Here is a 24791-nt window from a genome sequence, read left to right as displayed (position 1 = left end):
AATAGCTCCGTAGGAGCAAAATCTTTGTAGCCTTTGGCATATATAAAAATACCAAGCCCCGTAGGGGTGACACCTTTAATCGTTGAATTCAAACATATATTTATCATCATATTGAATGTCAAATTTTTCTAAGAAGTCTATGTATTCCTCCTTAAATGTTTTCTTCTTGTGGTGTTCGGGTTGATTTCGTATGTATTGCACAACCTTATTTAATTGTGAACGGCTGTAGGTAAATGCGCCATAGCCCTCTTGCCAGGCAAATTTGCCCATTACCCATTTGTTCTCATTTATCCATTTGGATGAATTGGCTTTAATGTCGCGTGCCATTTCTGAGATGGAAACGGAAGGATGTAAACCCATCAAAATATGGCAATGGTCTGGGTTGCAATAGATGGCAAGGGCTTTGGATTTTTTATTGTTAACAATGCCGCAGATGTATTTTTCTACCTGCTCACGGTGTTTTTCCGTTATCAGGTTTTGGCGACCTTTTACCGCAAATACGATTTGAACCAATATTTGGGTGTAGGTATTAGCCATGGTTTTCATTTTGTATCGCTCCTACGGAACTGGGGTTGGTGGTGGTTTGTTTTTCTACAAAGGTTTCGTCCCGCTGGGACTGCACCCTCACCTCCCCGTTCATCAACTTCGGCAGCAGCGTATCGCGCAGGGCGGTAAGGGTGCGGATTTGGGTTTGGTTGGATTTGATTTTTTTAATCACTTCCTTGCAAAAAGACTCTGCTTCTAATAGTTTTTCATCAGAAGGTACATTAACTCTAAAGTCTTTTAGATTGTCAAATGTTATTTGGGGAAAAGTTCCAGAGCGAGACTCGGCAATTAATTGTAGTTCCTGAATTGTCTTAGGATTAATCAAATAGAAATAGATAAATTCTTGGCTAACAACATTTTTATTTCTTAAGACCATTAACTTAGTCGAAACCACATAATTCTCAGCTTCGAAATCAATGAAAGCGTAACGTCCATTAGCAGGACGTATTTCACTGAATAGAATATCGCCTTTTTTGATTGTTTTTTTTGCCTGACCAGGAAGCCCTATAACTTCGGTTGTTGAATGGGTTAGAACATCTCCTAAATAAATATCCGAAGTGTTAAGGAACACAATTTCTTTGTTTGGGAATTTATGAGTTATTGAAACTGATTCTATTAAGTCCCCAATTATAAGTTGTCTATCTGAAACAAATTCCGCTTCCTCCACAAACCACTGCCGAAACAGCGTCTCGGCCATTTGCTCCAGGGTTTGGTTTTGGCGGTGCAGCAGGTCTATTTTGTCGTCTAAGCTGGAAAGGACTTCTGCTATAGAGTTTTGTTCAGTTTCATCAATGCAAACTTCATATTCGAGAGAATTGAGTAATGTTTGGGTTACCAATGGGTGACTTGAACCTCCTGCATGTTGATTCAAGTTTGCATTCTTTAAAAAGTAATAGAGAAATTTTGTTGAATTACCATTTTTTGCCTTTGCCGCTAAAGCATTATCCGATACCCAAATAGGCTTGTTTTCATAATAAACTGACCCACAATAAGCACCAACGCGTCCAATAATTATCGTCTCATCTTCATAGTTTGAATCAGCAGAAAACCCCAAAATTCCATTTCCACCATAGATTGGAATGTCACCTTCAGACTCAGGTTTTTTCTTTCCATTTCCGAAATTAATAAGTTCGGAAAGCTCAACTTCTTTCCACTCACTCATCATCTTCACTTTTTGTGTTATTCAATAGGTTGGGGCTAGGCTGTTGCAGCAAAATTTGCATCTGGCCAATGGCGATTTGGTTCAGTTTTAGGAGTCGTTCGCTTTGAGGTATGTCGTCACCAATCAAAACGGCATTGAGGTTTTCTAAATTGGCCAAGCAGACCAGCTGCGAGACATTGGCATAGTCGCGGATGTTTCCCTTCTTGTCGGGATTTTCGTCTCGCCATTGTTTAGCGGTTTTACCAAATAAAGCTACGTTCAGCACATCGGCTTCATTGGCATATACATAGGAAATCTGCTGGGCGGTAAGACCTTGAGGAATGAGGTTTTCTTTAATGGCATCGGTATGGATGCGGTAGTTTATTTTGGTGAGTTGTCTTTTTACATTCCATTCCAAGTCTTTCGATTCTGCCTCTTTTAGGCGTTGGAATTCTTTGACCACATAGAGTTCAAACTCAACGGATATCCAACTGGCAAATTTAAACGCTATGTCTTTGTGTGCATAGGTCCCTCCATATCTGCCAGATTTAACGATTATCCCTAGTGCATTGGTGGCTTCTGCCCATTTTTTTGGCGAAAGGGTAAATGCATTTAACCCTGCCTGTTTTCTAAACCCCTCGAATTCGAGGGGTTTAAAGTCGGGGTTGTAAAGTGATTCCCAAATGCCTAAAAATTCTATGGTATTTCTATTGCGCATCCAATTTGCTATGACAGCACTGGGCTCATCAGATTTATGTTTGGCAATATCGGTTAAGGAGATGAAATCTTGTTCCTTATCATTAAAGATTGTTATTTCATGTCCTTTAACGGCAATGGTTTTATTCTTTTTACTCATTTTTCAGCTCAATTTTAGCAAGGTTCTTCGCAATGCGTTCGTTGAGTTCGGCTTCTTCTTTGAGTTGGGCTTCAAACTCCGCTTTTAGGCTGGTAAATCGTTCGGCAAAGTCAAAGTCATCCTCTTCCACGGCCAGACCCACATAGCGGCCCGGGGTGAGTACATAGTCCAGTTCGGCTACCCGTTCTTTGCTGGCGGAAGCACAAAAGCCTTTTACATCTTCGTAGTTACCATCGGTGTTACGCCAGTTATGGTAGGTACTCGTAATTTGGTCAATATCTTCTTTCGCAAGCTCTTTGGTTCTACGGTTTATCAAATGTCCCAAGTTGCGGGCATCAATAAAGAGAATTTCGCCTGCGCGGTTACGGAGTTTCTGACCTGAGACGCTTGTCAAAGCGGCTTTACTGCGGCTCATAAACCACAGCGAAGCAGGAATTTGGGTATTCAAAAACAATTTGGCAGGCAGGTTTACAATGCAGTCAATCAAATCGGCTTCCACCAGTTCTTTTCTGATGTCGCCTTCACCGCCACTTTTAGATGTCAAAGCTCCTTTTGCCAATACAAAACCCGCTTGTCCGCTGGGTGCCAAGTGGTACATAAAATGTTGTATCCAAGCGTAGTTGGCATTTCCGGTGGGGGGTGTGCCGTATTTCCAACGACCATCGGTACGCAGTAAATCACCGCTCCAATCGCTCACATTAAACGGTGGGTTGGCAATGATGTAATCCGCTTTCAGGTCTTTGTGGGCGTCATTTAAAAACGAGCCTTCGCTGTTCCATTTCACCTGCGAGCTGTCAATACCTCTAATGGCTAAGTTCATTTTCGCCAGTCGCCACGTGGTTTGATTGCTTTCCTGTCCGTAAATAGAAATGTCGTTGATTTTCCCTTGGTGTTCAGTTACAAATTCCTCAGACTGCACAAACATTCCACCAGAGCCACAGCAAGGGTCAAATACTCGGCCTTTGTAGGGTTCGAGCATTTCTACCAAAAGCTCAACAACGCTTCTTGGCGTGTAGAACTGTCCGCCCTTTTTACCTTCTGCCAAAGCAAATTCACCTAAAAAGTATTCAAACACATGACCCAGAATATCTGCACTTCGGGCTTTGGCATCACCCAAGGCAATGTTTCCAATCATGTCTATGAGTTCACCCAAACTGGTTGGGTCAAGGTTTTGTCTTGCGTACACCTTAGGCAAAACACCTTTCAGCGAAACGTTTTCCTTTTCGATGAAGTCCATGGCTTCATCAACTGATTTGCCAATAGTGGGTTGCTTGGCTTGTGAGAGTAGGTAAGACCAACGGGCTTTCTCTGGCACGAAGAAAACATTCTCGGCTTTGTATTCGTCTTTGTCCTCAGGGTCAGCACCTGCATATTCGCCTACTCCTGCTTTTAGTTTGTCGTAGAGTTCTTCAAACGCATCTGAGATGTATTTCAGGAATATTAGTCCGAGTACTACGTGTTTGTATTCCGCAGCATCAATATTTTTTCTCAGCTTGTCAGCCGATTTCCAGAGTTGTTTTTCTAAAGGTTCTTCAGTAGTTGTCTTTGCCATTAGGTGTATCTATTCAAATCATGTAATTCGTGGAGCCTTTCTCTTCCGGAAACGAAAGAAAAATTCCCATATTAAAATGAGTTTAGCGGAGGGAAATCAATATTACAAAAAATGTGGGAATAGTATCGCTAGAATTTTTTGCCAAAGTTGCCGAGGCAACCCCCAAATCCCAAGAATTCACTAATTTGCTACAAAGGACCAACGCATGTTCACCACCGAGCAAAAACTCAAGGAACGCATCAAGGAACTGACTTGTCTGTACGAGGTGACCTCGCTTATCGTCAACTGTGATTATGATGACATGGAAACGGCCCTGCTCGGAATCGTACAATGCCTGGAACGGGCCTGGCAGTTTGATACTGATACCTATGTGCAGCTATCCACCCCCGAATACCACATCAAAACAAAGGAAAAAGGAGAAGACTATGTGTTTTTGGAGTCCGCCATCACCGCGTTCAATAAACCTAAGGGCGTTATCAAGGTCGGGTATCCCTCGCCCAAATACCAGCTCAAGGACTTTTTGGATGAGGAGCAGCAGCTGTTGGACAATGTTTGCCTAAAGGTGGGCAACTTGTTGGAGCGGAAGGAAATCAAGGAAAAGGAAGAGCAGATACGCCGTCAGGTGGAACAATCCGATAGGCTCCGCATCTTAGGCGAGATTACGGCGGGGATTGCCCACGAGTTGAACACCCCGCTTGCCAATATTTTGGGCTTTACCGAGTTGTTGCAGGAACGTATCGGCGATGATACACAGGCACTCAAAGATTTGGACAAAATCATGACCAATGCCATATTTTCGCGCGAAGTGGTCAAAAAATTGATGTTTTTTGCCTGTGAAATGCCCGAAACCCGCGAAGTCATCAATGCGGTGGACGTCATCGAGGAGGCCATCCACATGCTCCGAACCACCCTCCGCCAGAACCAAGTGAGCTGCACATTTGAGCATTCGGAGGACATCTTGGAGCTGCGTATCGATAAAATCCAGCTCACCCAAGTGGTGTTTAATCTGATTATGAACGCTATTTACTTTTCGCCGCCTCAGCGCACCATTTCCGTTCTCTTGGAATCCGATACGGATAAGGTGGTATTAAGCATTGCAGATGAAGGCCCGGGCATCCCAAAGGAAGCCATAACCCATATTTTTGACCCCTTTTTTACCACCAAGCCCGTTGGGGAAGGTTCGGGATTGGGACTGAGTGTCGTGCATGGCATTGTACAGAACCATCAAGGAAGTATTCAGGTGGCCCCAAATACGCCAACAGGTACTATCTTTACCTTGCAATTCCCTAAAAAATGACCGCTTTGTTGCAAAAGGAAAACATATTGCTGGTAGATGACGATATCGATATTCTTGAGTTGTTGCAGCGTCATTTAAAATCCATGAACTATCATACTTACAAGGCCGTTTCGGTAAAGGAAGCGCTCTATATCCTAAAGGATACCGAAATCGATTTGTTGGTAACGGATATCAATATGCCAGAAATTGATGGGCTGGAATTGGTCAAATATGTGACCGAACATTATCCTGATATGCCCAAATTGGTGGTGACGGGCTTTCCGTCCGTAGAAGACGCTTCCAATGTCATAAAACATGGGGCAACGGATTATTTGACCAAGCCCTTTACCAAGGCAGAGCTCGAAATTGCTGTAAAAAAGGCATTTGCCAGTAAGCCGAACGGACAAACGTTCAAGAGGCCACCCAAACCAACCCAGGCGGCCAATGGGTTCGATGGCATGATCGGGACTTCACAAAGCTTCCAAAAAGTAACCCAAATTATCGAAAGGGTAAAGGACAACAGGGCCACGGTATTGGTGAGTGGCGAGAGTGGAACCGGAAAGGAACTGGTGGCAAGGGCCATACATTATTCGGGCAAGTTTGCACGGGCGCCTTTTATTGCGGTGAACTGCGGGGCCATCCCAGAGGGCCTGTTGGAAGCCGAACTTTTCGGCTATACCAAAGGCGCTTTTACCGGTGCCAATGAAAACAGGGATGGTTTTTTTCAAGCGGCAAACCAAGGCACCATTTTTTTGGATGAGATCGGGAACGCCCCTTTGGGTGTTCAAAACCGTTTGCTACGCGTACTCCAAGAAAAGGAAGTCACCAAAGTGGGTTCCCAAATGGCGGAGAAACTGGAAGTCCGAGTAATCGCTGCCACCAATAGCGATTTGGAGGAACTTATCCGAAAGAAGACCTTTAGGGAAGACCTTTTTTATCGGTTGTCGGTGGTGTCCATTGAGGTGCCGCCCCTGCGCGAGCGCCCCTCGGATATTCCCCTGTTGGTCGAGAAATTTCTCCAAAAGTACGGGGTAGAGTACAAAGACCGATTAGTTCGGATTTCGGATGAAGCCTTAGAGGTTTTGAAACGCTATTCGTGGCCGGGCAATATCCGGGAACTGGAAAATGTGGTGCAGCGGGCCGTGATCATGTGCGATGGCGAAATCACATTGCAGCATCTCCCCGATACGCTCAAGTACAAAATCGAATTCCCTAAACAGGGATTCAAGACACTGCAGGAAAAGGAAAGGGAATACATTGAAGAAGTGCTGCTGTCCACCCGAGGCAACAAGACCAAGGCAGCCGAAATTTTGGGCATCAACCGGAAAACTTTACGGGAAAAGCTCAAATAAAGGCGATACAAACTTACCCGACCGGTACAATCTCACCCGGTCCCTCTGCGGCACCTTTTCATTTCAAAGCCAAGCTTAATTTCTGAAAATCAATCAGTTGCTTCTTTGTATTCTAACGGATGACTTTCTATGGCACAGCATTTGCCTTACTGAGACAAAAATGACGGGACCATTGGTGAGCGTCCCTTCCGTTAAATGCTGAAAATGAAATACGGAAGCCTAATCATGGAAAAAAAAGATTACGTAACGCTGAAAAGAATACTGAATTTTCATAGGTATTACGATGATTATGCGCATCAAGATGCTTTGGAGCAGTTGGCGGAGCGGATAGAAAAGGCTTTGGTGGAAGATGCGAACGATGTTCCTGACGATGTGGTACGACTAAACTCCAAAGTGACCGTGGAGTTTATCAATGGATCTCGACAAACCTTCCAATTGCTCCCTTCGACTAAGGGGAACACCAAGGAAGGCACCGTTTCCGTAGTGAGTGTTTTAGGGGCCAACCTGGTAGGACTGGCCGTGGACGATCAAGTGAAAATGGGGAATCCATCCGATATGAAATCCTTTAGGATTGTTAAGGTAACACCATCACATCAGTTGGCGTGCGGCTTGGATTTATGAAACGACAGTATAAAAATGAATGGTAATTCCACCAGGAGAACACCATTTTTACGTGGGTCTTAGGCGCATAAAGGTCGATGTGACCCAAGTAATCGAACAAGAAGAATTAAGTTTTTATAGTTGATTTGATGATGATTTCCGCCCAGTCAAAAGCATTGAGGTTTGCTCCTTAATGAATGAATGGTTAGCTTACAGCTGGGCAGATGCATCAAACTGAGCATATGGCCATAAAACCCTAACATCATGCCAAATATTAAAACCATTAGACAACGTATCCATGCCGGCTTTGTACTTGCAATAGCATTTTTGCTGGTTTTGGCCTCCAACCGATTGAACAATAGAAACTTTTCCGCGGTAGAACACGGGGTGGATTCTGTTTTTGAAGACCGATTGGTTGTCCAAGAATACATTTATCGGTTGAGCAATTTGTTCCACAAAAAAGAACTGTTTTTGGCAAATGGTCAGTTGGGGAACCAAGAAATCCCGGAAACACCTACCATCGAAAGTATCTTGGCCGATTTTGGGAATACAGAGTTGACGCTGGAAGAATCCCGGTATTTGGAAAGCTTAAAGAAGAATTATACGACCCTACAAGGTTTGGAAGCCAATTATACGGAGTATGCAGAGCCCAAAAAGGACATGCTTACCGTATTGCACCGCATTGGTAAAAATTTGGATGCACTTTCCGAAGTACAGATTGATGAAGGAAAATTACTCACGGAACGATCCAAAAGATCGCTGGGCATGAACCAATTGCTTTCGACAATTGAAATTGTGTTTTTAATCATTATCGGAATCCTATTTCTGGTTATTGTCTTTAAGAAGGATAGACCAGAAATGGAAAGGGTGGAAGACGATTAGTAAAACGTCAGATGACCTCCAAAATGGAATGGGCAGCATCATTAAAAACAAAGGCATCACCTTTTTTCTTGCCCCACAAGGCTTGAGCTATCGGGGCATTAGCCGAAATACAATACACCTTTTCCTCCCCATAGGTAAAGAGTCCGGTTGAGATGGCAACAAAATAGTTTGCCATATCGGTCCTTACCAAGGAACCCAATCGAATGTAGTCCGTTTGTTTGTCAATATCTATTTTCCGCAGTACGCCGCGAATGGCATCCACTTCCTGTAGTTGCTGCCCCAATTTTTCCTGTTCCAATTGCACCATGGCCCTGCCCGTTTCGTGTTTGTCACCTGCCGTGTTCTTGGTTTCGGAATCCAGTGATTCATGGAGTTCATCGCTCTGCTTTTTGAGACGGGCAGCCCTATCGTCCACCTGTTTCCAACAAAATTGTAAAAGGTCCTTTTTCATCACGTTGCTATTAGGCAAAGGTAAGTCGGAAAACGGTTTCTTGATGAGGTATTGAACGTACCTGAATATTTCCGCCATGGAGTTGCATGACCCGTTTGGATAGGCTCAGCCCAATACCGGTCCCTTCACTTTTGGTCGTGAAGAAAGGAACAAAAATTTCGTCCATCACTTCAGGTGGTATACCTGGACCATTGTCGGTCACATCAATAAATTTGGAGCCATTTTCATCGGTGCCCGCCACTATCAGCACCCTACCGTTTTCAATACTTTCCACGGATTGCAATGCATTTTTGGCCAAATTGATCAATACTTGGGAAATTTGTTTCTCATCAATATAAAATTCAAGGTTTGCTGGGCTGCAAGCCGTCTTAAATTCCCTCCTTCCCTCGGTAAGTCTAGCGGACATGAGCACATCGATTTTTTCCAAAAGTGCTTTTCCCTTAACAATACTTTTGTTGGGGTCGGGCACATGCAGCAGACTACGGTACGATTGCACAAAATCCATTAAATCGCCACCTTGTTCTTTGATGACCTCCAATCCTTTTAACGTGTTTTTTATCTGGCTTTCTTCCAATTCCTCCAATGGCGTGATCTTGCCTCCCTTCCTGTAATATTTGATGATGGAATCCGATATCGAGGTAATCGGGGTGATGGTGTTCATAATTTCATGCGTGAGCACCCGGATAAGACGCACCCACGACTCGGTTTCCTTTTCGTCCAATTCTTTATGGATGTCTTGGGCCACCACCAATAAAAGTTCCTGTCCATCCAGTTTTAATGGCGAGGATTTCAAGGCCAATTGGGTCTGTTCCCTTTCGTTGGCCAGTTGGAAGAGCTTCCGCTGAAAAGGTTTAAAATCCCTAAAGATCTCGTAGAGCTTTTCATCCACTTGCTTTAGCTGTTTGATGTGGTTGAGGGGCGTGTAGTCCAACAATTGCTCCAAAGTGGGGTTGGCAAAAAGTATATGACCTTTCGAGTTGAAGGTCATGATGCCAATACTGGCCTGCTTCAATATTTCCTGATAGTACTGTTCCCGTATCTGCAACTGCAAATGAACCTCATGGATTAGGCCATTTACCCGGTTCAGGCTTCGGTTGAGTTCCTTAAAGGATTCAATGGTAACTCCCTCTGGAAAGCGAAGGGTGAAATCCTCGTTCTTGATGGCATCAAAAAAATAGGCTATTTTTCTGTTGGTACTGTTGATAAAGGTTATCAAGGAAAACACCTGTATGATTAGGGCTAGCGCACAAAGACCCATGGTGAAATACCATTGGTAGGCCAAGGAAAAGGCCATGGCGGTAGCTGTAAGTGCAAGAAACACCACGCGGACAATGAGCTGGATGTAAAAATTTCTACTCGCCATCAGTCGTTCTTTTTCTTCAACTTGTTGTACAGGGTCTGCCGCGAAATGCCCAATTGTTCAGCTGCCGCACTGTAATTGCCCTCATTTTGTTCCAAAGCCCTAAGAATCATCTGTTGCTCCATTTCGTTAAGGGTAATGGGTTCATTGTCCATCGATTGCATGGGCTTGGCGTGCAATAAAAAATCAGAAGGCTTCAGCACGCTACCGTCGGAGAGAATTACGGCTCGTTCCATGGTGTGCTGCAATTCCCTTATGTTTCCGGGCCAGGGATATTCCATCAGTTTTTCTTGGGCCAATTGGTTCATCCGCAAACCGGCTTTATCATATTTATGGGCGAATTTTTTGAGGAAAAAATCGGCTAGCACCAAAATATCATCATCTCGCTCCCGTAGCGGAGGCACTTCGATATGTATGGTGTTGATGCGGTACAGCAAATCTTCCCGGAACAATCCGTCGGCAACCATTTGCTCCAAATGGCAATTGGTGGCACAAATCAAACGGATATCCACGTTGATGGGCTTGTTCGACCCAACCCGCACCACGGACTTATTTTGGATGGAGGACAAGAGTTTGGCCTGCATTTGTAGGGAAAGGTTCCCGATTTCATCCAAGAATAAACTGCCTTGATGGGCGGCCTCAAATTTGCCCGCCCGATCCTCCTTGGCATCGGTGAAGGAACCTTTTGTATGCCCAAAAAGTTCACTTTCGAATAGATTTTCGGCAATGGAACCCATATCTACACCAATAAATACCTCATCTTTTCTGGTCGACAAACGATGTAGCTCCCGGGCAATCAATTCTTTTCCCGTACCGTTTTCCCCCGTGATCAAAACATTGACGTCCGTTTTTGCCACTTTTGCCACCAAGTTGAGCACGGAAGTCAGTGCTTTGGATTGGCCGATGATGTAATTTCTATCCTCGTTGATGACTTGCTTTAAATTGTTCTCCTTTTTCTTCAGGTTGTGGATTTCCTGTTTGGACTTTCTTAGTTCGTAAGCAGATTTTACGGTGGTCATCAAACGTTCGTTGTTCCATGGTTTCAGTACAAAATCGGAAGCTCCTTGTTTCAGCGCCCGCACGGCAAGGTCGACCGCTCCGTAGGCGGTCATCATGATCACGGACGTATTTGGGGATTTTTTCTTGATTTCGTTGAGCCAGTACAACCCTTCGTTTCCAGTATTCACCCCGGCAGAAAAATTCATGTCCAACAGCACAATATCGATATCCTCAAGATGCGGAAAAGAGGAAATCTGATTGGGGTTAAAAATCGTTTGCACACTTTTGTATTCAAACTGTAGTAGAATTTCCAGAGCGCTCAGAACACTCTTATTATCATCGACCACTAAAATATTGGCATCGACCATGGGTGTTTATCTTCTTGGTGATGGCTAAAGCTACTAATTGTATCGATATGATTAAACGCACTGTAAAATAATTGGACATTTTTTGTACAAAATTTTTACACCCATGGATGCTCTTTGTCAAAAGAAACATCATAAAACTCTGATAATCAGCTATAAAATAATTTGGCACAAGAATGGACAGTAGTTTGGCACAGGAAATCACTATGAATTTAAAAACATACATAACAACATTACTTTTATTTGCATCGATGGCCGGATCGGCACAGGAGGTTTGGACACTGGATGAGTGCGTGGCCTACGCAGTAAAAAACAACCTCCAAATCAATGACTTTGAGCTGAACACTGATTCAAACAAGGAGTCGTATCGCCAATCTGTCCGCAATATGTTGCCCATAATCAATGGGTTTGCCGATTACAGCATAAATTTTGGTCGATCGATCAACCCAGAGAACAACAGTTTTGTAAATACTGAGTTCTTCTCCAACAATTACTCCCTACAGTCATCCTTCGACCTTTTTCAGGGGTTTCAAAAAATAAACAACATCAAGGCTTCGAAGTTTTTGTACAAGGCGACCCTGGAAGAAAGTCTTCAGCAGAAGTATTTATTGGCTTTTCGGGTCATGTCTGCCTATTATGATATCCAATTTATCCAAGGGCTTATCGACATAGCGAAGGAACAGGTACAAATTTCCCAGACCAATTATGATTTGGTCAAAAAACAAGTGGAACTCGGGGTCATGGCAGGGGCCGATTTATATGAGGCGGAATCGTTGTTGTATGCAGACAGCTTAGCGTTGACCCAAAATGAAAATAGATTGAAGGCAGCAAAGCTTACGTTGTTGCAAGCCATGAACATTGAGGGCGAAAATGATATCACATTACAGCCTGAACTTATTGCGGCAGGTTCTTTTGAAAAGACTGAAGCAATGGTTTCGGATTCCATATTTGTTGCCGCCAAAGATTTTATGCCGTCGATAAAAGCACAAGAATTTCGTGTAAAGGCCGCAACAAAACAATTGTCGGCAACGCGAGGCGGCCTTTACCCTTCCATTAGCTTGCAGGGCGGTATCGGTACCGGATATTTTGAGACCATAAGGGACTCCTTGGGAACTACCATCCCTTTTAGGGACCAAATTCGCGACAACACCTTCAAATTTATTGGGGCATCCCTTAACGTTCCCATATTTGGTGGATGGGCCAGCCGATCCAGGGTAAAGCAACAGAAAATAGCGCTGGAAAGAGCAAAGAACAATGCCAAAATCACCGAGCAGGAGCTATATCAAATTATTCAACAATTGGTGCAAGAGCACGAAGCTTTGATGGCAGAGACGGTACAAACGCAAAAAGGAATGGAGTCGCAGGCCCTTGCCTTTGCCATAGCACAAAAACGCTATGAAAAAGGAATGATCAATGCCATCGAACTTAGACAGTCCAAAAACTTGTTCGCAACCGCACAAAATCAAAATTTACAGGCCCAGCTTCGATTACGGGTAAATAACAGCACACTGGATTTTTATAGGGGCCTGCCCATATTTAATATCAACTAACAACGACCATGGATATACAATTAGAAAAGAAAAAAGGACTCCAACCAAAACATTATGGATATATCGCACTAGGGATATTGCTGTTGTTTGTGGGCTACAAATTGATATTTGCCAGCTCGGTGTCCACTTTCAGAACGGAAAAGGAACGTTTGTCGATTTCCACGGTGACCGACGGAAAGTTTGATGACTATATCACCATCAACGGGAATGTGGCCCCGATTGCGACCATTTATATGGATGCTTACGAGGGCGGAAGGGTCTCCGAAAAATTGATAGAGGAAGGATCAATGGTCAAAAAAGGGGATATTATCCTCAAGCTGGAAAACATGGCCCTTTATGAGCAGATTTTGGCGAGTGAGAGTAATTTGGCACTTAAACAGAACGATTTGCGTTCCACTAAACTTACTTTCGATTCCCGACAAGTGGAGGGAAGACGGTCTTTGGCCACAGCCGAGTACGATCTGCAGCGTTTAAAGCGGAATTACGAACAGAACGAAGAGCTGTACCAGGACGAATTGATTTCCAAAGAGGCCTATCTACTGTCCAAGGAAAACTATGAACTGGCCAAAAAGCAATATGAAATTGTGAAACTGCAAACCGAGCAGGACGATGAGCTGCGGGAAACCTCACTCAAAGGCTTGGATGCCGACTTGGATAGAATGCAAAAAACCTTGTCCATGGTATACGAGCGTTTGGATCACTTGAACGTTCGGGCCCCTGCAGACGGACAGTTAGGCTTTTTGGACGCAGAAATTGGTCAAAACATATCACAAGGCCAACGTATTGGACAGATCAACGTATTGACTGATTTTAAGATCGAGGCCGACATCGATGAGCATTATATCGATAGGGTAAAAAGAGACCTTTCGGCGGTTTTGGAACGCAACGGCAACGAATATAAATTGCGATTGCGCAAAGTCTACCCCGAAGTAAGGAACGGTAGGTTCCGTGTGGATCTGGTTTTTGTGGACGATAGGCCCGAGACCATCCGTGCGGGTCAGAGTTACAACATTCGACTGCAGCTGGGGGAATCCAACGACGCTTTATTGCTGCCAAAAGGTGGATTTTTCCAGAGTACCGGGGGCCAATGGGTCTTTGTGGTCAATCCCAACGGGGACGAGGCCATTAAACGAAATGTACGTTTGGGCAAGCAAAACTCAAGATATTATGAGGTCCTGGAGGGCCTTCAACCCGGAGAACAGGTTATTACCAGCAACTACGACAGTTTTGGTGATGCGGAACGGATCGTACTCCAATGACCCGTACAATTGTAACAATCCTTAAAACAGAACAGTCTTTATAAAACAACCATCAAAAAATGATACAGATTACAAACCTTAAAAAAAGCTTCCGCACCGAGGAGGTAGAGACCTTGGCCCTCAACGGGGTGAGCCTTAAAGTGGAAGAAGGCGAATTCGTGGCCATTATGGGACCGTCCGGTTGCGGAAAATCCACCTTGTTGAACATTATCGGCATGCTGGACAACCCGACCGATGGCAGCTACAATTTTGCTGGCCACGAAGTAGGCGGACTCAAAGAGAGCCAACGCACCCAGCTGAGAAAAGGAAATTTGGGCTTTGTGTTCCAAAGCTTTAACCTGATCGATGAGCTCACGGTATTCGAGAATGTGGAACTGCCCTTGATCTACCTTAAAATGAACAAGGCGGAGCGCAGGGAAAAAGTGCAAAAAGTTTTGGAGCGCATGAAGATCGCCCATAGGGAAAAGCACTTTCCACAACAGCTATCTGGAGGTCAACAACAGAGAGTGGCCATTGCCAGAGCCGTGGTGACCAACCCAAAACTGATCTTGGCGGATGAGCCTACAGGTAACCTGGATTCCAAAAACGGTATCGAGGTAATGAACCTGTTAACGGAACTCAACCAAGAGGGAACAACCATTGTTATGGTGACCCACTCCGACCACGATTCGCATTACGCCCACAGGGTCATCAACCTGTTTGACGGGCAAATTGTAACGGAAAGCCAGAACAAACCATTGAAAAGTATGGTATAGGAGTTTATTCACTTGCCTTGGGCAAGTTTATGCTGAGCGCCCGCCTTCGGCAGGCAGGTAGTCTAAGCAAAAGGTCAATCAAAAAACAATCAAATCAATCACATGTTCAAAAACCACCTAAATATTGCCTGGAGGACCATTAAAAAGGACAAGCTCTTCACATTTATCAAGATTGGAGGCTTTGCCGTAGGTATTGCTGCCTGCCTTTTGATTGCTCTTTTTATCCGAAATGAAGTCAGTTATGACGAGCACTATGCGAATAAGGACCAGATCTACCGAGTGGTTTTTCAAGGAGAGGTCCAAGGGGAGGTGATGAAAAGCACACACTTTCAATTGCCCTTTGCCGATGCGCTCCAATCCGATTTTCCGGAAATCACCAAAGCGGGAAAGGTAAACACCATTGAGATTTTTGGTGCGGGCAAACGAGGAATGCGTGTGAACGGACAAAAAGAGAACACCTTTGAAGAGAACTTTGTTCTGGCGGACCAAGAGACCTTTGATATTTTGGAAATCCAGTTGCAAGAGGGCAATCCTCAAACCGCACTGTCACGACCCAGCAGTATCGTAATGTCGCGCTCAAAGGCGGATAAATACTTTCCAAACGGAGATGCGTTGCAGCAGACCATCTTTTTGGACAATGACACTTCCAAGCCATACACGGTTACGGGAATTATGGAAGATGTACCAGAGAATTCGCACTTGGACTTTGACTTTTTGTTGCCCATTGAGGACACCAATCAAAATTGGACCAACCAGAATTACTTTACTTATGTGCTGGTAAATCCGAATACGGATATCCCGGCGTTGGAGCAGAAAATGTCCTTGATCGTTGAAAAATATATCATTCCAGCCCAAATAAAAAGGGGACGTTCGGCCGACTTTATCGATGTGCTAAGAACGGCGGAATACAAGCTTCAACCGGTTACCGATATTTATTTGAAATCCGACCTGAAAATGCAGGATGGTCTAAAGCATGGTGACATTAAGTTTGTTTGGCTTTTTGCGGCCATTGCCATTTTTGTGCTGTTGTTGGCCGTCATCAACTTTATCAACCTATCCACGGCAAAATCAGCGAATCGGGCCAAGGAGGTTGGATTGCGTAAAACCATCGGGGCCTTTCGGAACAATTTGGTGGGGCAGTTTCTCACGGAATCGGTTATTTTCAGTATCATTTCGTTTGTATTGGGCGTTGTTTTGGCCTGGGCACTGCTCCCAACCTTTAACCAAATCGCCGCTAAAAACATGGAGTTGCCCTTGTCAGCATGGTGGTTTCTTCCCATTCTGTTTGCTGCCGGGGTTTTGGTCGGGATTTTGGCAGGACTCTACCCAGCGTTTTATCTGTCGGCCTTTAGGCCTGTAAATGTGTTAAAGGGAACCTTGAGCGTAGGAAGTAAAAGCGGAAGGTTGCGAAGTGGATTGGTCATATTTCAATTTACCACTTCTGTCATTTTGATTATCGGCACTTTGATCATTTATCGCCAGATGGATTTTATTGTTAGCAAAGAGCTAGGCTATGATAAGGAGCGTGTGGTCGTGTTGGAAGGAACCAACATCCTCGGGAACAAAATGGAAGCCTTTAAGGAGCAATTGGCCGAACTATCACAAGTAAAGAGCGTAACCGCCACCAATTATTTGCCCATTGATGGGGGAAGTAGAAATGGTAACACTTTTATGGTTGACGGTCAAGATGATGGTGGAAGAGGTGTCCCTGCGCAAAAATGGAGGGTCGATTACGATTATATCAACACCTTAGGCATTCAACTTAAAGCAGGAAGAGGTTTTTCCAAAGAGTTTGCATATGATTCCATCAATTCCATTGTAATCAACAGCAAAATGGCCTCCGAACTGGGATTGAAAGATCCCATCGGCAAGAAATTGGACAACAACAGCCAAATATTTACCATTATTGGGGTAATCGAGGATTTTCACTTTAAGTCCTTAAAGGAGGACATTTCTTCATTGTCGCTGGTCATTGGTAAAGATGTAGGGGCCGTTTCCGTAAAGTTGGAAAAAGGAAATCCTGCAGAAGCACTTGCTTCGGTGGAGCAGGTTTGGAACCGAACTATTCCCAACCAAGCATTGAATTATACTTTTTTAGAGGAAGAGTTCACCCAAATGCATGCCGATGTGCAACGCATGGGCAGCATCTTCAACAGTTTTGCCTTGTTCGCCATTCTTGTGGCCTGTTTGGGCCTTTTTGCCCTCTCGGCCTTTATGGTAGAGCAGCGTAGAAAGGAAATCAGCATACGCCGGGTTTTGGGAGCACCGTTCAAGAACATATACCAATTGCTGACCCTCGACTTTTTAAAGCTGGTTGTCATTTCCATTGGGATTGCAATTCCGATAGGATGGTATTTGATGAACCGGTGGTTGGAAGGCTTTGCATACCACATCAACATAGGCTGGGAAATATTTTCCTTGGCTGCACTCATAGCGCTAGGCGTAGCGATTGTAACCATTAGCTATCAATCCATAGGGGCTGCACTATTGAAGCCCACGAAAGGACTGCGTACGGAATAAATCAATCAAAAAAACAAAAAACCATGTTCAAGAATTATCTAAAAATAGCGTGGAGGAACCTTTCAAAAAATAAAGGGTACACCATTATCAACTTGGGCGGGCTGGCCATTGGCATGGCGGTAACCCTTATTATTGGTCTTTGGATCATGGACGAGCTTTCGCACAACAGCTACTTTTCCAATAAAAACCGGATAGCCCAAGTGTTCCAATCACAGACCTTCAATGGTGAAACCGGAACAGGTCCCGCTATACCACGTCCTTTGGAAATGGCATTTCGGGAAAGTTATATGGATAATTTTAAGCACATGGTGATGGCTTCCTGGACCACATCCCAATATCTAAAGTATAAAGAAACCAGTATTTCCAGAGAAGGGAACTTTACACAAAGGGAAGCGCCAGAAATGTTGGATCTTAATATTTTAAAGGGTGAAATGGACGGAATTCGGGAAATTAATTCCATTATGCTTTCCAAATCTACCGCCGAGGCACTTTTTGGAAATGAAGACCCCATTGGAAAAACTGTAGAGGTAAATAGCCAATATGATATGATGGTAACAGCGGTATTCGAGGATATTCCTTTCAACACATCCTTTAACGACACTCATTTTTTAATGCCATGGGATAAATACGTCTCCATCAACGAATGGATAAAAAATGCAGAAGATCAGTGGGGGAACAATTCGTTCCAAATGTTTGTCCAAATCTCGGACAATACCACTTTTGAGTCCGTTACCGCCAAAATTTTGAATGTAAAGCAGGAACTGAATGAAAATTCCAAGGAATTCAATGCACAGTTGTTTCTGCTGCCTATGGAAGACTGGCACTTACGATCTCGGTTCGAGAATGGAAAACAAGTGGGAGGTAGAATCAAATATGTGTGGTTATTTGGAATTATTGGAGCCTTCGTGCTCTTATTGGCCTGTATCAACTTTATGAATTTGAGCACTGCCCGTTCCGAAAAAAGGGCGAAAGAAGTAGGTATTAGAAAATCCATTGGTTCGCAACGAAGCCAATTGATCAATCAGTTTTTGGGAGAATCGTTTGTTGTGGTCTTGCTGGCATTTTTGATTGCGGTAGTTATTGTGGTGCTATCCCTCAATGGGTTCAATGAGTTGGCCAGAAAGGATATCGATTTTCCATGGTCTTCCATGGGTTTTTGGGCCGCATCCTTGGCATTTATACTGTTTACGGCGCTACTCGCAGGCAGCTATCCCGCGCTTTACTTGTCTTCATTTAGACCAGTTGAGGTATTAAAGGGAACTTTTAAAGCAGGAAGGCACTCGGGATTGCCCCGAAAAATATTGGTAGTACTACAATTTACCGTTTCCGTGGCCTTTATCATCGGTACTGTGATTGTAATGCAGCAAATCAACTACGCAAAGAACAGACCCATTGGATATGACAAAGAAGGACTGGTACAGATCCCTACCATGAGTCAGGATTTTCAAGGCAAGTTTGAATTGATGCGGGACGAATTCATCGCTTCCGGTGCCGTAGTGGAAATGTCCACATCCAGTGCGCCTACCACAAGTATCTGGTCCAACCGGAGTGGATTCGTCTGGGAAGGTAAACCAGAAGGTTTCCAAGAAGATTTGGCTTGGACCGAGGTATCTCCTGAATATGCCAAAAGCCTGAATCTGAAGATTGTGCAGGGCAGGGATTTTTCCAGGGAGTTTCCATCAGATTCCAATGCCGTGTTGCTGAACGAAACCGCGGTGAAGTATATGGGACTGGAGAATCCCATAGGAAAGTTTATAAAGGATGATGATGAGGAAGACCCTTCCCCGCCTTTGAAGATAATCGGGGTGGTGCAAGATATGATTGCGCAGTCGCCCTACGAACCCGTGAAACAGGGGATGTATGTTTTTGATAAATACGGAAACAGCTCCTATTACAATTTGAGATTGAACCCAGCACAGAGTGCCAGCCAGAATTTGGCGGTAATTGAACGAGTTTTCAAAGAACATTTTCCCGATATCCCATTTCAATACGATTTTGTGGATCAAGAATATGGTGAAAAGTTTGCTGCCGAAGAACGCATAGGAAGATTATCAGGAATATTTACCGCATTGGCCATTTTGATCAGCTGTTTGGGGCTGTTTGGACTTACTTCCTTTGTTGCCGAGCAGCGCACCAAGGAAATCGGTGTGCGAAAAGTGCTGGGAGCCTCGGTGTTCAACGTGTGGAACATGTTGTCCAAGGATTTTTTAAAGCTCGTAATCATTTCCTGTTTTATAGCGGTACCCATTGCTTATTATGTGATGAACGGCTGGCTTCAGGAATATCCCTACCGGGTGATACTCAAATGGTGGATTTTCGCCCTAGCTATGTTAGGAGCCATGGCCGTAACCATTCTCACGGTGAGCTTTCAGGCCATTCGGGCAGCAAAATCGAATCCCGCCCGAAGCCTAAGAACGGAATAGACTACATCAAAAAACAAAGACTATGTTTAAGAATAATATCAAGATAGCATGGAGAAGCCTTAAAAAGCAGCCATTCTTCACATTCCTCAACATATTTGGATTAGCAATCGGGATGGCTGGTGGGCTTTTGCTCGGACTTTACATTTACGACGATTTGAGCCACGACAAAATGTTTGTTGATGCAGATCGTATCTATCGGATAAATGCCGATATGAAATTTGGTGGGGCCGAAGAAAGAACAGCGGAAGTGTCTGCACCTATGGCCGAAGCCTTGGTAAACGATATTCCTGAGGTAGAAATGGCTACGCGCTTCAGGAATATAGGGAGCATTTCCATCCGTTTACAAGATGTGATGGACAATGTTCGCGAGCATCAGATAGCCTATGCCGACTCTACTTTTTTCAACATGTTTGGGATACAATTGTTGTATGGGGATGAACGCACGGCATTGGTGGAGCCTAACACTATGATCATGACGCGGACCGCTGCCGAAAAGCATTTTCCTGTGGATCAAGCCATCGGAAAAACATTAATCATCAACGACCAAGAGGTGTATACCGTAACGGGAGTGATCGAAGATCTGCCCAAAAACTCCATTTTCAGGGATAAGCCTATTTTCCTGGCAATGTCGGGCTATGAAGATGCCCAACTTGCCGAATGGGGAAACCATAATTACTACACCTTTGTAAAGCTGGTTCCAGGTACTTCGGGATCGGATATCCAAGACGAAATGCAGGCTATGGTCGGGAAATACTTGATTCCCTACGCACAACGATTTTTTCCAGGGATTACCGAACAACAATTTTTGGATTCCGGCAACTATGTAAACTACTCCTCCATTGCATTAACCGATATTCATTTGCATTCTGGACGAAGCCCTGAATTCAGTACGGTGAGTGACATCAAAAACGTGTACATTCTTGGAGCTATCGCCATTATCTTGTTGGTCTTGGCCAGTGTGAACTTTATGAACCTATCTACCGCGCACTCCCTAAAACGATCTAAAGAGGTCGGGATTCGAAAAACTTTGGGCTCGCAGCGAAGCGGATTAATTGGGCAGTTTTTAACGGAATCCGGGCTAATTGCCATAGGTTCTTTGTTATTCGCCATTGTTATTGCATCCGTCGCCATGCCCTTTTACAACAACCTTGCAGGGAAAGAGCTATCCATTCCCTATTCCAATCCATTTTTCTGGTTGATTTTACTTGTTGCAGCCTTGGTATTAGGACTGTTTTCGGGCAGCTATCCCGCATTTTTCATGTCCCGTTTTGTGGCAGCTAAAGTGCTCAAGGGCCAAGGGGACAATTTCATTGGAGGGGGCAGGGTGAGAAACGCCTTGGTAATTTTTCAATTTAGTATTTCTGTGTTTCTGATCATGGGTACGTTGACCGTATTTCAACAACTTCGTTTTATTCAGGGCAAGGACCTCGGATATGGAAAAAACCAAGTGTTGGTGATAGGAGGGGTTAACACGTTGGAGGGCAAAAAGCAGGCCTTCAAAGATGCCGTAGTTCGAATAAGCCAGGTGGACCACGCTACCTTGAGCAGTAATTTGCCAACACCCTCCGCAAGAAGCAGCGGGACCTATTTGTTGGCGGAAGACCGTAGCCAAGAGAAATCCATCAATATGCAACAATGGGAGGTGGATGAAGACTACCTATCCACAATGGACCTTTCCCTAATTTCAGGAAGAACTTTTGACTTGGATAAGTTTGCCACCGATTCTTCAGCCGTTATATTGAATGAAAAGGCAGTAGCTGTTTTGGGAAAAACTCCGGAGAGCGTCATCGGAACCCAATTTGTTGGGGGTCTGGAAGGTGGCGGGAATTTGTCAACGGTAATTGGCGTAGTGAAAAACTTTCATTACGAAACCCTTAGGGATGAGGTGGGCTCATTGGCACTCTTCCACGGCGGAGAGTTTGCCAGTAATTTGGCCATCAAACTAAATGGTGGAGACGTAGCTCAAACCATTGCCGAAATAGAGGGTATCTGGAGAGATATGGCCCCGACACAGCCTTTTGACCATTACTTTATGGATGATTCCTTCAACGCAAGCTACGAGGCTGAACAGCGGTTAGGAGAAATCTTTATGATTTTCACCTTGTTGTCCATCATCATAGCCTGTTTGGGCTTGTTGGGCCTTGCCACTTTCAACGCACAAAAACGCGTAAAGGAAATCGGGGTTCGAAAAGTACTGGGAGCCGGTGTAGGCCAAATTGTCTATCGGTTGTCTGTTGATTTTCTAAAATTAGTGGGATTGGCCGTGATCATTGCGCTGCCCTTGGGTTGGTACGCGATGGATAGATGGCTTCAGGATTTCTCGTACCGTATCGATATTCCATGGTGGATCTTTGCACTATCCGCATTAATGGCGGTGGGTGTAGCGCTTGTAACGGTGAGCTATCAGAGTATAAAAGCTGCCGTTGTAAATCCGGTCAAAAGTCTAAGAAACGAATAGCACGACATTTCATCAATCAAAAAAAGAAAGCCATGCTCAAAAACTATCTGAAAATTGCCTGGAGAAACCTAATCAAGAACAAAACATTCAGTATCGCCAATATTTTTGGACTGACCTGTGCTTTTGCGGTCGCCATTTTATTATCGATGACAGCCTTGTTCGAGCTCTCTTTCGATCAGTTTCATGAAAATAAGGACAACACCTATCAACTGTACCTCACCAGCCGGACGCCAAGAGGGGCCGAGGTGAGCACATCCAACCCGGTTCCGTTAGCTGCTGCCCTAAAAGATGAAGTGCCGGGGATAAAACGAATTGCAAGGTCTTTGAGCGAGGATGCACTGATATCCTACCAAGAGAAAGACTTGAGCTTGGATGCGGAATTTGTGGATGCGGACTTCTTCAAGATGTTCACTTATCCAATCGTAGCTGGCAATGCGGAAAACCCTTTGCCCAACAAGAATTCCGTTTCCATTACCGAGGAGACCGCTCAGAAAACATTTGGAACCCTCGATGCATTGGGCGAAACCATTCAAGTAAAAATAGGTGGTGAAGAGCACCCTTTTACCGTAGCAGCCATTTTGGAAGACACTCCCGCCAACAGCAGCATGGATTTTGATATCGTGATTCCGTTTGAGAACCATCCGGAATACGAAAGCAACAAGGACCAATGGAATTCGAATTTTTTCCCGGTGTACTTACAATTGGAGGAAGGAATGACCACGGAGCAATTCGAGCAGAACACAAGGAGCTTTGTCAACCTTCATTATGAGGGTAGCATAGAAAGTGCCAAAAGGGATGGGGCCACGCCCGATGTGAACGGCCGATTCAAACAATTGCACCTTTTGCCCATAACCGATATGCACTTCGTGAACTACAGAGAAGGACGGGCAGAGACAGCTCGTACGTTTCCCTACCTTATATTGGGAGTGGCATTTGTCATCATATTCATCGTTTGCGCCAATTTCATAAATATGAACATAGCGCTCAGCGAAAATAGATTAAAGGAAATAGGAATGCGAAAAACCCTTGGAGCGGTCAAAAAACAACTGTTTTTCCAGTTTTGGATGGAAAGCGTAATCGTATTTTTACTTTCCATAGGACTAGGCCTTGTAGTGAGCAATTTACTTATTGATCCATTCAAAACCTTGTTCAACACCAAGGCCACCTTTGCCGAAGTGACCCAACCGGCCATAATAGGAACCTTTACGCTGATAATTTTTGGAATCACCCTGATTGCAGGGGGATACCCGGCACTGCTCATGAGCAAACTGAGTACACTAAGGGCGCTAAAGGGCAAATTGGATTTGGGTAAAAATCGCTTACGAAATGGTCTAATCGTGCTTCAATTTGTGATTGCCATTATGTTGATCAGCGGAACGCTGGTCCTACACGGGCAATTGGATTTTATGCGAAACAAGGATTTGGGCTATAATAAGGAACAAGTCGTTTCCATTCCCTTGAATGGAAGAAAAGATAGCTACGATGTATTGGAACTCTTGCGTGACGAATTGTTGAAGAACCCCAATATTTTGAGTGTTTCCGGTGCGGACAATAACTTAGGTCTTGGTAAGGACGGAAGTCTTTCCAGCAGTGCCATGGGTTTTGATTACAAAGGAAAGGGAATAGTCACCAATGCCCTGACCGTGGATTATGACTATGCCGAAACCTTGGATATTGAGCTCAAGTCTGGCAGAATGTTCGACCGCGAATTCAGTACGGATAGCTTGAGCTTGGTGATTAACGAAAGTATGGCCGAACAGTTTGGGGAAGAAGACCCTTTGTCCATTCGTATTCCTATGGACGATTCCGTAACCTATTCGGTGATAGGAGTCATAAAGGATTACAACTTTCAAGATGTTAAAAAAGAGGTAGAGCCACTTACGTTATTCATGAACAAGAATTGGGATTTGTACTATGCCTATGTTAAAATTGCGCCGCAGAATCCCGCTAGTTCCTTTGATGCCATTAAATCGGCTTGGGAGAAAGTTGAGCCACAAGCTGAATTTTTAGGGTCTTTTTTGGATGAAAATGTAGATCGAACTTTTCGAAGGGAAAAAAACATGGCAACCATTATTACCGGTGGCAGTATATTGGGAATCATATTGAGTTGTTTGGGACTTTTTGCTATTTCCATGCTTGTAGTGGCCCAGCGTACCAAGGAAATAGGGGTTCGCAAGGTTGTAGGGGCAAGCGTTTCTTCTGTAACCTTATTGCTGACCAAGGATTTTTTAAAGCTGGTGGGGCTGGCTTTTATCATCGCAACGCCCATAGCCTGGTATTTTCTAAATGAATGGTTGCAGGATTATGCATCCCATGTCAGCCTAAGTCCATTGTTTTTTATTGGCTCAGGCCTCATGGTCGGTCTTATTGCCTTTGTCACCATTGGGTCTAGGACCGCGAAAGCTGCATCGGCAAATCCAGTCAACAGTTTACGAACCGAATAATA

At 44.3% G+C, this 24791-nt stretch carries 18 protein-coding genes; 11 read left to right on the top strand and 7 right to left on the bottom strand.

The genetic code is table 11. The annotated features are described in order from the left end of the window. Nucleotides 1–75 precede the first annotated feature (75 nt). From tnpA to EO130_RS04430, 4 genes are read right to left on the bottom strand one after another with little or no spacing between them, the layout of a single operon-like run. Nucleotides 76–537 (bottom strand): IS200/IS605 family transposase, encoded by a 462-nt coding sequence (gene tnpA, locus EO130_RS04445; protein WP_127140321.1) that lies wholly within the window; start codon nucleotides 535–537, stop codon nucleotides 76–78. Beyond that, nucleotides 530–1708: a restriction endonuclease subunit S gene (locus EO130_RS04440; RefSeq protein WP_206513126.1), complete on the bottom strand. Its 1179-nt coding sequence runs from the start codon at nucleotides 1706–1708 to the stop codon at nucleotides 530–532. The genes tnpA and EO130_RS04440 overlap by 8 nt, the downstream gene beginning before the upstream one ends. Further along, the gene (locus EO130_RS04435; protein ID WP_127140319.1) at nucleotides 1701–2543 is read right to left on the bottom strand and encodes a KilA-N domain-containing protein; all 843 of its coding nucleotides are present in this window, start codon (nucleotides 2541–2543) and stop codon (nucleotides 1701–1703) included. The genes EO130_RS04440 and EO130_RS04435 overlap by 8 nt, the downstream gene beginning before the upstream one ends. After that, nucleotides 2536–4095, bottom strand: coding sequence for a type I restriction-modification system subunit M (locus tag EO130_RS04430; RefSeq protein WP_127140318.1), 1560 nt, complete (start codon nucleotides 4093–4095; stop codon nucleotides 2536–2538). Before EO130_RS04430 ends, EO130_RS04435 begins: the two co-directional genes overlap by 8 nt. Before the next feature lie 205 nt (nucleotides 4096–4300). On the opposite strand from EO130_RS04430, the gene EO130_RS04425 reads away from it, so the two are divergent. The 4 genes from EO130_RS04425 (at nucleotide 4301) to EO130_RS04410 (ending at nucleotide 8205) form a co-directional block, all read left to right on the top strand. Next, nucleotides 4301–5392 carry a sensor histidine kinase gene (locus EO130_RS04425; protein ID WP_127140317.1) on the top strand — a complete coding sequence of 364 codons (1092 nt, stop codon included), beginning with the start codon at nucleotides 4301–4303 and terminating at the stop codon, nucleotides 5390–5392. Continuing rightward, nucleotides 5389–6723: a sigma-54-dependent transcriptional regulator gene (locus EO130_RS04420; protein WP_127140316.1), complete on the top strand. Its 1335-nt coding sequence runs from the start codon at nucleotides 5389–5391 to the stop codon at nucleotides 6721–6723. Before EO130_RS04425 ends, EO130_RS04420 begins: the two co-directional genes overlap by 4 nt. A 204-nt stretch (nucleotides 6724–6927) precedes the next feature. Continuing rightward, entirely contained in the window at nucleotides 6928–7344 is a 417-nt protein-coding gene (locus tag EO130_RS04415; protein ID WP_164732871.1) for a GreA/GreB family elongation factor, read from the top strand. A gap of 243 nt (nucleotides 7345–7587) precedes the next feature. Continuing rightward, entirely contained in the window at nucleotides 7588–8205 is a 618-nt protein-coding gene (locus EO130_RS04410) for an MCP four helix bundle domain-containing protein (protein WP_127140314.1), read from the top strand. 7 nt (nucleotides 8206–8212) lie between these two features. Here the strand turns inward: EO130_RS04410 and EO130_RS04405 are convergent, their stop codons facing one another. From EO130_RS04405 to EO130_RS04395, 3 genes are read right to left on the bottom strand one after another with little or no spacing between them, the layout of a single operon-like run. Beyond that, nucleotides 8213–8656 (bottom strand): 3-oxoacyl-ACP synthase, encoded by a 444-nt coding sequence (locus EO130_RS04405; RefSeq protein ID WP_127140313.1) that lies wholly within the window; start codon nucleotides 8654–8656, stop codon nucleotides 8213–8215. Between the two features lie 10 nt (nucleotides 8657–8666). Next, nucleotides 8667–10019 carry a sensor histidine kinase gene (locus tag EO130_RS04400; protein WP_127140312.1) on the bottom strand — a complete coding sequence of 451 codons (1353 nt, stop codon included), beginning with the start codon at nucleotides 10017–10019 and terminating at the stop codon, nucleotides 8667–8669. After that, nucleotides 10019–11383, bottom strand: coding sequence for a sigma-54-dependent transcriptional regulator (locus EO130_RS04395; protein WP_127140311.1), 1365 nt, complete (start codon nucleotides 11381–11383; stop codon nucleotides 10019–10021). Before EO130_RS04395 ends, EO130_RS04400 begins: the two co-directional genes overlap by 1 nt. 173 nt (nucleotides 11384–11556) lie before the next feature. On the opposite strand from EO130_RS04395, the gene EO130_RS04390 reads away from it, so the two are divergent. The 7 genes from EO130_RS04390 to EO130_RS04360 all read left to right on the top strand — a co-directional run bounded on the left by EO130_RS04390 (nucleotide 11557) and on the right by EO130_RS04360 (nucleotide 24789). Continuing rightward, a complete protein-coding gene (locus EO130_RS04390; RefSeq protein ID WP_241244295.1) occupies nucleotides 11557–12930 on the top strand; it encodes a TolC family protein in 1374 nt (457 codons plus the stop codon). Nucleotides 12931–12938: 8 nt separating this feature from the next. Beyond that, on the top strand, nucleotides 12939–14189 hold the full coding sequence (locus EO130_RS04385; RefSeq protein WP_127140310.1) for an efflux RND transporter periplasmic adaptor subunit: 1251 nt from the start codon (nucleotides 12939–12941) through the stop codon (nucleotides 14187–14189). A 59-nt stretch (nucleotides 14190–14248) separates the two neighbouring features. Continuing rightward, entirely contained in the window at nucleotides 14249–14944 is a 696-nt protein-coding gene (locus tag EO130_RS04380; RefSeq protein ID WP_127140309.1) for an ABC transporter ATP-binding protein, read from the top strand. Nucleotides 14945–15046: 102 nt separating this feature from the next. After that, nucleotides 15047–17464 carry an ABC transporter permease gene (locus EO130_RS04375; RefSeq protein ID WP_127140308.1) on the top strand — a complete coding sequence of 806 codons (2418 nt, stop codon included), beginning with the start codon at nucleotides 15047–15049 and terminating at the stop codon, nucleotides 17462–17464. A 23-nt stretch (nucleotides 17465–17487) separates the two neighbouring features. Continuing rightward, the gene (locus EO130_RS04370; protein ID WP_127140307.1) at nucleotides 17488–19887 is read left to right on the top strand and encodes an ABC transporter permease; all 2400 of its coding nucleotides are present in this window, start codon (nucleotides 17488–17490) and stop codon (nucleotides 19885–19887) included. 22 nt (nucleotides 19888–19909) lie between these two features. Then, complete coding sequence (locus tag EO130_RS04365; RefSeq protein WP_127140306.1) at nucleotides 19910–22345, top strand: ABC transporter permease; 2436 nt, start codon at nucleotides 19910–19912, stop codon at nucleotides 22343–22345. 32 nt (nucleotides 22346–22377) lie between these two features. Continuing rightward, on the top strand, nucleotides 22378–24789 hold the full coding sequence (locus EO130_RS04360) for an ABC transporter permease (RefSeq protein WP_127140305.1): 2412 nt from the start codon (nucleotides 22378–22380) through the stop codon (nucleotides 24787–24789). Nucleotides 24790–24791: the final 2 nt, after the last annotated feature.

Origin of the sequence: Flagellimonas marinaquae (genome assembly GCF_003992675.1) — a bacterium.
GTDB lineage: Bacteria > Bacteroidota > Bacteroidia > Flavobacteriales > Flavobacteriaceae > Flagellimonas > Flagellimonas marinaquae.
The sequence above is the reverse complement of the archived record's forward strand: the minus strand, read 5'-3'. Positions and strand labels throughout refer to the sequence as shown.

Bases quoted from the DNA above. Each gene is read 5' to 3' on its own strand.
- tnpA (WP_127140321.1), bottom strand. From the start codon at position 537: ATGGCTAATACCTACACCCAAATATTGGTTCAAATCGTATTTGCGGTA.
- EO130_RS04440 (WP_206513126.1), bottom strand. From the start codon at position 1,708: ATGAGTGAGTGGAAAGAAGTTGAGCTTTCCGAACTTATTAATTTCGGA.
- EO130_RS04435 (WP_127140319.1), bottom strand. From the start codon at position 2,543: ATGAGTAAAAAGAATAAAACCATTGCCGTTAAAGGACATGAAATAACA.
- EO130_RS04430 (WP_127140318.1), bottom strand. From the start codon at position 4,095: ATGGCAAAGACAACTACTGAAGAACCTTTAGAAAAACAACTCTGGAAA.
- EO130_RS04425 (WP_127140317.1), top strand. From the start codon at position 4,301: ATGTTCACCACCGAGCAAAAACTCAAGGAACGCATCAAGGAACTGACT.
- EO130_RS04420 (WP_127140316.1), top strand. From the start codon at position 5,389: ATGACCGCTTTGTTGCAAAAGGAAAACATATTGCTGGTAGATGACGAT.
- EO130_RS04415 (WP_164732871.1), top strand. From the start codon at position 6,928: ATGAAATACGGAAGCCTAATCATGGAAAAAAAAGATTACGTAACGCTG.
- EO130_RS04410 (WP_127140314.1), top strand. From the start codon at position 7,588: ATGCCAAATATTAAAACCATTAGACAACGTATCCATGCCGGCTTTGTA.
- EO130_RS04405 (WP_127140313.1), bottom strand. From the start codon at position 8,656: ATGAAAAAGGACCTTTTACAATTTTGTTGGAAACAGGTGGACGATAGG.
- EO130_RS04400 (WP_127140312.1), bottom strand. From the start codon at position 10,019: ATGGCGAGTAGAAATTTTTACATCCAGCTCATTGTCCGCGTGGTGTTT.
- EO130_RS04395 (WP_127140311.1), bottom strand. From the start codon at position 11,383: ATGGTCGATGCCAATATTTTAGTGGTCGATGATAATAAGAGTGTTCTG.
- EO130_RS04390 (WP_241244295.1), top strand. From the start codon at position 11,557: ATGGACAGTAGTTTGGCACAGGAAATCACTATGAATTTAAAAACATAC.
- EO130_RS04385 (WP_127140310.1), top strand. From the start codon at position 12,939: ATGGATATACAATTAGAAAAGAAAAAAGGACTCCAACCAAAACATTAT.
- EO130_RS04380 (WP_127140309.1), top strand. From the start codon at position 14,249: ATGATACAGATTACAAACCTTAAAAAAAGCTTCCGCACCGAGGAGGTA.
- EO130_RS04375 (WP_127140308.1), top strand. From the start codon at position 15,047: ATGTTCAAAAACCACCTAAATATTGCCTGGAGGACCATTAAAAAGGAC.
- EO130_RS04370 (WP_127140307.1), top strand. From the start codon at position 17,488: ATGTTCAAGAATTATCTAAAAATAGCGTGGAGGAACCTTTCAAAAAAT.
- EO130_RS04365 (WP_127140306.1), top strand. From the start codon at position 19,910: ATGTTTAAGAATAATATCAAGATAGCATGGAGAAGCCTTAAAAAGCAG.
- EO130_RS04360 (WP_127140305.1), top strand. From the start codon at position 22,378: ATGCTCAAAAACTATCTGAAAATTGCCTGGAGAAACCTAATCAAGAAC.